6 protein-coding genes and 1 tRNA gene are annotated in these 8,320 nt (G+C 42.3%); 3 read left to right on the forward strand and 4 right to left on the reverse strand.

Annotated elements, in window-relative coordinates:
- Window positions 1-106: 106 nt before the first annotated feature.
- From G322_RS0115410 to pepA, 3 genes are read right to left on the reverse strand one after another with little or no spacing between them, the layout of a single operon-like run.
- A complete protein-coding gene (locus G322_RS0115410) occupies window positions 107-2,971 on the reverse strand; it encodes a valine--tRNA ligase (RefSeq protein ID WP_022942633.1) in 2,865 nt (954 codons plus the stop codon).
- Window positions 2,971-3,480: a DNA polymerase III subunit chi gene (locus G322_RS0115415; RefSeq protein ID WP_022942634.1), complete on the reverse strand. Its 510-nt coding sequence runs from the start codon at window positions 3,478-3,480 to the stop codon at window positions 2,971-2,973. Before G322_RS0115415 ends, G322_RS0115410 begins: the two co-directional genes overlap by 1 nt.
- 3 nt (window positions 3,481-3,483) lie before the next feature.
- Window positions 3,484-4,992, reverse strand: coding sequence for a leucyl aminopeptidase (gene pepA, locus G322_RS0115420; RefSeq protein WP_022942635.1), 1,509 nt, complete (start codon window positions 4,990-4,992; stop codon window positions 3,484-3,486).
- A 166-nt stretch (window positions 4,993-5,158) separates the two neighbouring features.
- On the opposite strand from pepA, the gene lptF reads away from it, so the two are divergent.
- Window positions 5,159-6,256 carry an LPS export ABC transporter permease LptF gene (lptF, locus tag G322_RS0115425; RefSeq protein WP_022942636.1) on the forward strand — a complete coding sequence of 366 codons (1,098 nt, stop codon included), beginning with the start codon at window positions 5,159-5,161 and terminating at the stop codon, window positions 6,254-6,256.
- A 1-nt stretch (window position 6,257) separates the two neighbouring features.
- The gene (lptG, locus tag G322_RS0115430) at window positions 6,258-7,325 is read left to right on the forward strand and encodes an LPS export ABC transporter permease LptG (RefSeq protein ID WP_028866677.1); all 1,068 of its coding nucleotides are present in this window, start codon (window positions 6,258-6,260) and stop codon (window positions 7,323-7,325) included.
- Between the two features lie 39 nt (window positions 7,326-7,364).
- Here the strand turns inward: lptG and G322_RS0115435 are convergent, their stop codons facing one another.
- Window positions 7,365-7,919 (reverse strand): RDD family protein, encoded by a 555-nt coding sequence (locus tag G322_RS0115435; protein WP_022942638.1) that lies wholly within the window; start codon window positions 7,917-7,919, stop codon window positions 7,365-7,367.
- 180 nt (window positions 7,920-8,099) lie between these two features.
- On the opposite strand from G322_RS0115435, the gene G322_RS0115440 reads away from it, so the two are divergent.
- Window positions 8,100-8,184, forward strand: a tRNA-Leu gene (locus G322_RS0115440).
- Window positions 8,185-8,320: the final 136 nt, after the last annotated feature.

Below are 8,320 nucleotides of genomic sequence, written 5' to 3' on the forward strand. Positions count from 1 at the left end.
CAAAAGATAAGCGTGCATAAAAAAGATCAGCAAAGGTGATCATTGCAAAAGATAAGCGTGCATAAAAAAGATCACCTATGGTGATCCTTTTTAACACGATTGAAAATTAAAGTGCTTTAATCGTCTCTATCTGCTCACTTAACTTATCACAGGTTGTTTGTAACTCTGCTTGTTTGCCACGCTCTTTGGTGATAACTGCCTCTGGTGCGTTGCTTACAAAACGTTCGTTACTGAGTTTTCCTGATATTTTTCCAAGCTCTTTTTGTGCTTTTTCTAACTGCTTGGATAAACGTGTTAGCTCTGCATCGACATCAATTAATCCCGCCATTGGAATTAATAGCTCAAGTTCACCAACAAGTGCGGTCGCTGAAACGGGTGTTGTTTCCCCTTCTGCAACAATAGTGACACTCTCCAGTTTAGTTAATGCGCTTAAGAAAGCTTGGTTTTCTGTAAAGCGACGCTGGTCATCGTCCGATGCATTTTTAACCAATAAGTTAAGCGGTATTTTCGGGCTAATATCCATCTCTCCGCGGATATTACGAATCGCCATGATAATCTGTTTAACCCATTCCAAATCTTCAACTGCTTTTTCATCAACGAGTTTTGCATCAAACTCAGGGAACGGTTCTATCATGATGCTTTCGCCACCTAGCCCCGTTACCCCTTTCACGCGTTGCCAGATCTCTTCGGTCATAAACGGCATAATTGGGTGTGCCAAACGCAGCAGTGTTTCTAATACGTTAAGCAGTGTATGACGTGTGCCTCGTTGCTCTGCTTCTGAGCCTTTAAAGAGAATGGGCTTGGTTAACTCTAAGTACCAACCACAGAACTGATCCCATGTGAATTGGTAAAGAATGTTGGCCGCCAAGTCAAAACGATAGGTATCAAGTGCATGACGAAATTCTTTAATGGTGGTTTGCATTTGACCTTGGATCCAGCGATCTGCCAGACTCAGTTGCATCTCATTACCTGCATCATCGCCAAAACCACAAGGGGTCTCTTCACTACTCATTAATACATAACGGCTGGCATTCCAAAGCTTGTTACAGAAATTACGGTAACCTTCTAAACGGTTCATATCCCAATGAATATCACGCCCCGTTGAGGCCATTGCTGCCAGTGTGAAACGCAGTGCATCGGTGCCGTGTGCTTCGATGCCATTTGGGAACGCTTTACGTGTTTGTTTTTCGATTTTCTTGGCCATTTTTGGTTGCATCATGTTGCCACAACGTTTAGTGACTAGGCTTTCTAAATCGATACCGTCGATCATATCTAGTGGATCTAATACATTACCTTTAGACTTGGACATCTTCTCGCCATTTTCATCACGGATAAGCCCGGTCATGTAGATGGTTTTGAAGGGGACTTGCGGTGTGCCATCCTCATTCTTCATAAAGTGCATGGTCATCATGATCATACGTGCAACCCAGAAGAAGATGATATCAAAACCCGTTACCAATACATCTGTTGAGTGGAAGGTTTTAAGATCCATGGTTTTCTCAGGCCAGCCTAGTGTAGAAAATGTCCATAAACCCGATGAGAACCACGTATCAAGTACATCGTCATCTTGGGTTAATTTAACGCTGTCATCAAGGTTATGTTCTGTACGTACTTCAGCTTCAGTGTGCGCGACATAGACTTTACCTGATTCATCATACCAAGCGGGAATACGATGACCCCACCAAAGTTGACGTGAAATACACCAGTCATTTACATCACTCATCCACGCGTTATATAAGTTTTCATATTGCTGTGGTACAAATTTAATATCGCCGTTTGCAACCGCTTCTGTTGCGGTTTTCGCTAACGGTGCAACACGCACATACCATTGGTCAGTTAACATGGGCTCGATAACAACACCACCACGATCGCCGTAAGGTACGGTTAAGTCATGGGGTTTAATCTCATCTAATAATCCCAGTGCATCCAGCTCAGAAACCACTAATTTACGCGCATCTTCACGGGTTAACCCTTGGAACTGTTTAGGCAGTTCAGTGCTGTAATCATCACTCTTCTCGCCCATGCTGTTAAATACTTCCGCTTCATCGCGAATGCAGGCTTCAAAGGTGAGTACGTTGATCATCGGTAGGTTATTGCGTTTACCCACTTCGTAATCGTTAAAGTCATGTGCAGGGGTGATTTTTACACAACCTGTGCCTTTTTCCATGTCCGCATGATCATCACCAAGAATGGGGATTAAACGGTTGGTGAAAGGTAATACAATATTTTTTCCGATCAGATCTTGGTAACGCGGATCTTCAGGATTTACCGCAACACCTGTATCACCAAGCATGGTTTCTGGACGTGTGGTTGCAACAACAATGTGGTCTTTACCATCCGCCGTTAACGCGCCATCCGCCAATGGGTAGCGGAAATGCCACATGAACCCTTTAACGTCTTTGCTTTCAACTTCTAAGTCAGAGATAGCGGTGTGTAGTTTTGGATCCCAGTTAACCAGACGTTTACCACGATAGATCAGATCATCGTTATAAAGATCCACAAATACTTTTTTAACCGCAGCCGATAAACCATCATCCATAGTAAAACGTTCGCGATCCCAATCAACCGAAGTGCCTAAACGGCGCATCTGTTTACAAATAGTGTTACCAGACTCTTTTTTCCAATCCCAAATTTTCTCGATAAAGGTTTCACGACCTAACTCTTTACGCGTTTGTCCTGTTTCTGCAAACAGTTTACGCTCAACCACCATTTGTGTTGCGATACCCGCGTGATCGGTTCCCATCTGCCACAAGGTATTTTTACCCTGCATACGTTGGTAACGGATAATGGTATCCATAATGGTGTCTTGGAAAGCATGACCCATGTGCAAGCTACCCGTAACATTAGGAGGTGGGATCATCACACAAAAACTCTCTTTGCTGGTATCTCCGTGTGGTTTGAAATAACCTTTTTCTTCCCAGTTTTGGTAGTTTTTTTGCTCAATGGCACTTGGGTTGTATGTCTTTTCCATTAATTATCTTCTGTTTGGTTGTTTGAATTTGGGGTATCAACCGTGTCAGTTGATGCTTTTTCTGTTGAAAGCTTCTCGGTTGATAATGAGTGACCTAATTTTTTATAGGCGCTATATCGGTGTCTGGCTGCGATTTTCAGTTGTTCATCATGAGGAACAAAATCGATAATTTGTTGAAAATTATTAGAAAAATCGGGTAGCTGTAAACTTAAATTGATGAGTACGGGACGTGGATGTGTGGGGGGCATCCAACTTATCTCTACCGGTGTGCCGTAGTGTGGTCCTTCACCGAGTAAATTATGGGGAACAAAACTACCCCCATCGAACTGCCACAAATATTCATCGACGATAAACGCATCTTGCTGATTATCGGTATAGATAAATACTTTTCTATTCTGCTGATAATAAAATGCCGCCAGCGAACATGCCTGTGCAAAATGCGCAGGTATGTCCGTTGCGAGGGTGTCGCTAGCACTTTCAGCGAGAATATAAAAAGTAACTTGGCTCATATTTTATTCACTGTCACTGTTTTCACTGCGATTAATTAAAAACTGGGTCAGTAGCGGTACAGGTCGGCCTGTTGCGCCTTTGTTTGCACCCGCTGGTCGCCATGCTGTGCCTGCTACATCTAAATGCGCCCAGTTATATTTTTTAGTAAAGCGAGAAAGGAAACAAGCTGCCGTGATTGTACCTGCTGGACGACCGCCAATATTTGCCATATCAGCAAATGGGCTATCAAGCAGTTTTTGGAACTCATCATCCATTGGCAGTTGCCATGCTTTATCACTGGACTGATTTGAAGCCGTTAATAACTCATGAGCAAGGCCTTTATGTGGGCTTAACATCGCACTGATATTGTGACCCAGTGCCATGATACAAGCGCCGGTTAATGTTGCGATATCAACAACACATTCAGGATCAAAACGCTCCACATAAGTCAGTACGTCACATAATACTAAACGTCCCTCAGCATCGGTATTTAATACTTCAACCGTTTGCCCTGACATCGTGGTTAAAATATCACCCGGTCGGTAAGCATTGGCTGCTGGCATGTTTTCCGCGCCCGCTAAAATACCAATTACATTAAGGGGTAAATCGAGTTTTGCCAGTGCTTTCATGGTGCCATAAACAGCCGCCGCCCCCCCCATGTCATACTTCATCTCATCCATGCCTGCGCCGGGTTTAAGAGAAATACCACCGGAGTCAAAGGTTAACCCTTTACCCACTAATACAATGGGTTTTTGACCCGCTTCGCCGCCACTATAGTGCATAATTGACATATAAGCGGGATTATCAGAGCCACGTGCGACCGCGAGGTAACTGTCCATTTTAAGCTCGGTCATCTGCGCGGTATCGAGAATTTCTGTTTCGATTTTATCAAAACGCGCAGCAAGTGCTTGTGCTTGCTCTGCTAAATAGAGTGGCGTACAGATATTAGGCGGCATGTTCGCTAAGTCTTTACAGATTTTGCTGCCCGATGCGATGGCGATACCATGTTGTAGTGCAAGCTCTGCGCGTGGCAGCTCTTTACGGCTAGAAACATGGAAGGTTAATTTGCGTAGTGGACGACGGGTATTGTCTTTATTGGTTTTAAACCGATCAAAGCTATATAACGAGTCTTGTGCCGCTTCTATTGCTTGACGAACTGCCCAGTAACTATCACGGCCTTTAATGTGTAGTTCAGAAAGAAAACAGACGGCTTCTAATGCGCCAGTGTCGTTTAACGTCGCAATGGCTTTGCTAATAATTTGTTTGTATTGAGGCTCACTTAGTTCACGCTCTTTACCACAGCCCACCAATAAAACACGCTCACTAAGCACATTTGGTACATGGTGTAAAAATAGTACTTGACCTACTTTCCCCTCAATATCACCACGACGAAGTAGGGATGTTAAGTAGCCCTCACTGATTTCATCAAGTAGTTCTGCTGCGTGTGATAAACGACGTGGTTCAAAGACCCCGACAACAATACATGCACTGCGTTGTTTTTCTGGACTGCCACTTTTTACAAGAAATTCCATAGTTCCCCTTAATGCCGTGATTTTATTTATATTAACGATGCTATTTTTATAAAAATGCAGTTATTATAGATGTTTGTGGATTTTAGATTACAAAATGGTAATTTTACCGTAATTGCTTGCTTAATCCACCATTTTCATAACATCTTATTTCAGACTGGAGAACAGGGTGATACTTCGTCGTTACCTCATGCTAGAAACATTCAAAAGCCAAGTGGGTATTTTATTTGTTCTATTGCTTATCTTTGTTAGCCAAAAATTTATCTCTATTCTTGCTAAAGCGATCAGTGGTGTTATTCCGCCCGATCTTGTTTTAACGTTACTCTACCTTAATCTGCCGACACTCGGCACCTTGATGTTGCCAATCAGTTTTTATCTTGCGGTACTTTTTGCGCATGGACGTTTGCACGGTGAGAGCGAAATGATAGCGATGACTTCTTGTGGTTATAGCCCTAATAGTGTTTTAAAAGCAACCTTGGTCTTGTCTGTTTTTACTTTTGCTTTTGCATCATTTAATAGTTTATACCTCGCCCCATTGGCAGAAGATAAGATGATAAGTGTCATTGAAAATGCAGAATCCGATGCAGGTGCCGCCACGCTTATTGAAGGACGCTTCCACAAAACGTCTGGTCAGGGCGGGGTGGTCTATGTTGAAAAGTATAAAGAGGGGCAGAAATTAGAGCGTGTTTTTGCGGCGCATTGGCCGACAGATAAGAACAAAGCGCCTTCGGTATTAACTTCCCTTACGGGCAGTGTTGAAAATAAAAAAGATGGTACATGGTTAACGCTTTATGATGGTCAACGTTACGCAGGTATCGTGGGTCAATCACAATTTGATAGCAGTGAGTTTGATCGTTTTGAAGTGCATATTGCCAATCGTGAAGTGCGTGAAAGAAAGCGTGGTGTTGAAGCATTACCTACTGCGCAACTGTTTGGAGTCGCAACCCCCGCTTACCAAGCTGAATTACAGTGGCGCTTTGCTATCCCTCTTTCTATTTTAATGATCACCTTTCTGGCCGTACCGATGGCAAAAGTGAATCCACGCCAAGGGCGTTATGCAAAATTGCTACCCGCTTTATCTCTTTATTTAACTTTTTTCCTGTTGCTCAGTACCTCGCGTAGTTTAATTGAAGAGGGGACGATGCCTGCGTTTAGTATCTGGGGTGTGTTATTACTGTTCTTAGCTTTCGGTGTGTTTTTACATCTGCAAACATTGGGTAAGTTTTCATCTGCTAAGCGCAAGAAAAAGATAAAGGTTGAATCGTAATATGATGGGAATTATAGATCGCTATATCGGCAAAACAATTTTTGCTGCTACTTTTTTAAGCCTGTTTGTGTTAATTGGTTTAAGCAGTATTATCAAATTTGTTGAGCAGATGAGAAATGTCGGACAAGGCACTTATGATGTATGGGCTGCCGGTTATTTTGTCTTACTTAAAATACCCGTTGAAATCGCTATCTTCTTTCCGATGGCTGCCTTAATTGGCGCGTTAATTGGCTTAGGAAGTTTAGCAAGTAGCAGTGAATTAGTAGTGATGCAGGCGGCGGGTATGTCCAAACTGCGTATCGCAGGCGCGGTATTAAAAACCGCGGTACCGATGGTGTTTGCGGTGATGATTTTAGGTGAGTTTATTGCGCCTGAAACCGATAAAGAAGCATATTCTATGCGTGACCAAGCGCGTAGTGGACAACAAAAGGTAAGTAATAAATATGGGGTTTGGGTAAAAGATGGCAATGCTTTTATTAGTATTGGGCGCATGAATAATCAAGCAGAACTGTTCGATGTGCAACTCTACTTCTTTGATAAACAGATGAAACTTGAGCAAGCGCTGTTAGCACGTAAAGCCGTTTATCAGCAGGGTTCGTGGTTATTAACCAATATAAGCAAAACAACTTTTTTGGCAGATAAAACCCAAGTGACGGTGATGCAAGAGACTGTGTGGCAAACGGAGTTAACGCCTAAGAAATTAGAGGTGGTATTAAGCGATCCTGAAAAAATGTCGATGCGTGATATTTATGGCTATATTAATTACTTGGAAGTAAATGAGCAAGACGCAAGCCGTTATTGGTTAACCTTTTGGCGTAAAGCGGTCTTACCTTTTACCATTGTCGTCATGATGTTGCTGTCTGTTTCGTTTATCTTTGGTGGGTTACGTACCGTTACTATGGGGACGCGCCTGATTTTTGGTATCGCCAGTGGTTTCACTTTTCATATTTCAGGCGAATTGTTTGGTCCTGCTAGTTTAGTGTTTGGCTTGCCACCTGTGTTAGGTGCGCTTCTACCAAGCTTGTTGGTACTAGGGATTGCGCTGTATTTGCTGAAAAGGCAAAGTTAATAAAAAGCTTGAAGGCTGAAACGCCTTCAAGCCTAGTCGTTACTTTTTGTCTTCATCCATAAAGCCCATACCTTTAAAACCTTTCCAATTGCTGAGCTCTTTAGTTAATACAATCACTTCACATTCTGCCCATAAGTCTTGGAAAGCGTTACGGTTTTCAAGCAGTGCAAGTATATTACCTAAACCAAAAGCAGACGTTGCCATACGGATAACTGCTTGGGTAAAAGTGATATTACTGCCATCACTATTTTGCACACGTAAACGCCACGCTTTCATACCAATTGTTTGTCCGCCTTTACTCCAAAAATAGCCATAAAACCCAACGACTACCAATGCTAAATATGAAGCAAAAAGAGTACTTTGACCAAGGTAATCGGCGATATCTTGATAGGCAGAAAGGTTAATTAAACCCATATTATTACTGATAACGACCACTAACAGTGCAAAAATAACGGAAAGCATCAAAACGGCAGCCAGTGCCATAAGATCATAAATATACGCGCCTAAACGTTTAAAAAAGTTAGCACGAGGACAGCTTTGATACTGCTCTTGCAAGGTAAATTTTACTGTTTTTTTCTGATTACGCTTAGTCATTTTTATTCCTCTAAAAATCAATGCGAGCAGTGTAGCACTTTGTTAAGAAAAGATAAGCAGTGATTATTGGTGGGTTTTTGAGCGGTTAGTCAAAACTGTTTTAAAAACGCTTGTGTGTGTAGCATCGATGGGTATAATCAAGCCCACTAACTGGTCAGTTGATTTATTAACTCACCAAATGCCGTTGTGGTGGAATTGGTAGACACGCCGGATTCAAAATCCGGTTCTGAAAGGAGTGACGGTTCAAGTCCGTCCAGCGGTACCAAACAAATGATGAAGCCTCGAACTCTTATGAAAATAAGTATCGGGGCTTTGTTGTATCTAGAGTATTATTTTTTTAATATAAATTTTGAAACGATTCAAAATCACTAATCCTCAGAGTATGAAAAGAAGTGACGGTT

Origin of the sequence: Psychromonas hadalis ATCC BAA-638, from assembly GCF_000420245.1 — a bacterium.
In the GTDB taxonomy this organism is placed as follows: Bacteria; Pseudomonadota; Gammaproteobacteria; order Enterobacterales; family Psychromonadaceae; genus Psychromonas; species Psychromonas hadalis.